Source organism: Acinetobacter sp. UBA5934 (assembly GCF_002430855.1).
Classification (GTDB): domain Bacteria; phylum Pseudomonadota; class Gammaproteobacteria; order Pseudomonadales; family Moraxellaceae; genus Acinetobacter.
In genome coordinates this window covers 1,916-4,364 of sequence record NZ_DJDC01000098.1, presented here as the reverse complement: position 1 = coordinate 4,364, position 2,449 = coordinate 1,916, and the positions used below count along the sequence as shown (strand labels likewise).

General features: G+C 41.6%; 1 protein-coding gene, 1 tRNA gene and 1 pseudogene. All 3 read left to right on the top strand.

The features are described from left to right. A pseudogene (locus B2Y23_RS07010) lies at positions 1–336 on the top strand (DUF58 domain-containing protein); the annotation flags it as partial. Between the two features lie 3 nt (positions 337–339). Further along, positions 340–2,340 (top strand): DUF3488 and transglutaminase-like domain-containing protein, encoded by a 2,001-nt coding sequence (locus B2Y23_RS07005; RefSeq protein ID WP_291369895.1) that lies wholly within the window; start codon positions 340–342, stop codon positions 2,338–2,340. A 31-nt stretch (positions 2,341–2,371) separates the two neighbouring features. Beyond that, positions 2,372–2,448, top strand: a tRNA-Val gene (locus B2Y23_RS07000). Position 2,449 lies beyond the last annotated feature (1 nt).

Sequence of the window (2,449 nt, the reverse complement as noted above, 5' to 3'; positions counted from 1 at the left end):
GAAAATTTAGAACCGGATATGGATGAATTTCATGAACTGCGCAATTTCAAAGCAGGAGATAGCTTGCAGGCTGTGTCATGGAAGCAGGCAGCGCGCGGACAAGGTCTATATATCAAGGTATTTGAACAGCATGATGAGCAGCTCAATATTGAGATTCATTATCAGCATATGCCGAGTACAGAGCATGAAGAAAAATTAAGTCTAATGATGGGGCTCATTGAACAGTGTGAGCAAATACACTGTGCATATGCGGTGTTTTTACCGCAAGCTGAATTGACTGTAGGTCTGGGTGAAAATCAGCTGTTACAGGCCAAAAAACTTTTAGCGCAGGCTTAAATGATGATTCATGCCCAGATTAGAACCTCGATACTCATAACCCTGTCATTGCTACTGATGGCACAGCTTATTTTTAATCCGCTGCTATTGAGCCTCATTTTTGCCCTGATTATTCTTTTTTTATTTTATAGCTTAAAAGATGAGTCCAAGGTTTTATCCAGAATGTGGACTTTTGTCCTGACTTTAATTGCCTTGGCTTCAATTTATTTTAACTATCAAACGTTTATTGGCATAGAAGCCGGCGTTGCCATTTTATCGACTTTTTTATTCGCCAAAGCCCTAGAAAGTAAGAATAAACGTGATGTAATTATCCTGTTTAATTTTGCCATGTTTGTCAGTGCCAGTTCATTCTTGTATAGCCAGTCGATCTGGATGGCGTCGATGGTGCTGCTGTGTTTGCTCAGCTGTCTGATAGGCCTGTACCGTTTACAGACCCATGAATTTAGACAATTGCAAGATCAATCCAGCGCCTTACAAAGTGATGCAAAACATGTAGGTAAATTTCTGGTTCTGGCTTTGCCTTTTTTTATCTTGCTGTTTGTGTTTTTTCCGCGCTTGCCGCCACTGTGGGCGATTCCGATTCCCGTACAAAAAAGTGTCACGGGAATGAGTGACAGCATGTCGCCAGGTGATATTGCCGAGTTGTCACAGTCGAGCAGTCTGGCATTTCGAATTATTGGTGATGTGAATCAATTACCCAACCGCAATGAGTTGTATTGGCGAGCTATGGTTTTAGACCAGTATGACGGGAAAACCTGGACCAGCAGCTGGGTGAATGAAAAACCGGTTTCAACTCAAGGTTTAAAAAAAAGCAAATCCAGTTTTGATTATCAGTATTTAGCGGCTGATCCTCATGTTCTGTGGGTTATGGGCCTCGAACAATCACGACCTTTACAGAAGGGCCATCAATTAAAACAGGATGGCAGTATTACTCCTGTGCGACAGATTTTGCAGAGTCAGCCGATTGCCCTGCAGTGGTTAGGAAATATTCAGCCAGAAGAAGATAAAACAGGATTACTGGAACAGATCAATACCAAAATTCCAGAGCGTTTAGATGAACAATCACGCCAATTTGCAGTCGACATGTTTAGGCAAAGCGGACAGCAACCTGAACGCTATGTAAATAATATTTTGCAGTGGTACAAAAATAATGATTTTGCCTATACCTTGAATCCGGGATTACTGGGAGAAAACCGGATTGATGAATTCCTGTTTCAATCACGTCGCGGTTTTTGTGAGCATTATGCCTCCAGTTTTGCTTTGCTGATGCGTTATGTCGGCATACCTGCACGTGTGGTAGTGGGATATCAGGGAGGGCAACTTGCACCGGATCGTGCCAGCTGGGAAGTACGCCAGCTTGATGCACATGCCTGGACAGAGGTGCGATTGCATGGACAATGGCAAAGGATTGATCCTACAGCAATTATTGCGCCACAGCGTATCGATGGGGGAATGCAAAATTATATTGAAAGTGATCGCAGTATATTGGGAAATAAAGAGCAAAAGTGGAAATACCGCCAATTCGCCGTGATGAAAAACATACGAATCTGGAGTGACTATGCAAGTTATCAATGGCAAAGCAAGGTAGTGGGTTATGATGCTGAAAAGCAGCAAGGCTGGTTATCCAAATTGGGGATTAAAAATGCTTATGCCAGTAGCATCATCATGTTACTAAGTATTCTGCTGGTGGTGATGATTTATTTTATCTGGATTTTTTATCAAAATAGTCAGTCAATTTCAGCTTATGATCGCGCCATTCAACAATTTTCAAAAAAATTGGAGCTCAGCTTGCACAAGCAACCTGCAGAAACGTTTTATAGCTGGATGCTACGTTTGGCTGAACGGGCAGAGCAGGATCAGCAACAGATATTTGCTCAAACGGCACAGCATTATCAGCAACAGCAATATTCTTTAATGCAAAATCCTGAGCAAATAAAGCAATTTAGACAAATGCTTAAAACTTGTGCAAATACTTTAAAAAATAATAGAAAGCACTTGTCTTAAAAAATAAAAATGAATATGATTCACAGCACTTAGGTGTATAGCTCAGTTGGTTAGAGCGCTACGTTGACATCGTAGAGGTCAGCAGTTCGAGTCTGCTTATACCTACCAA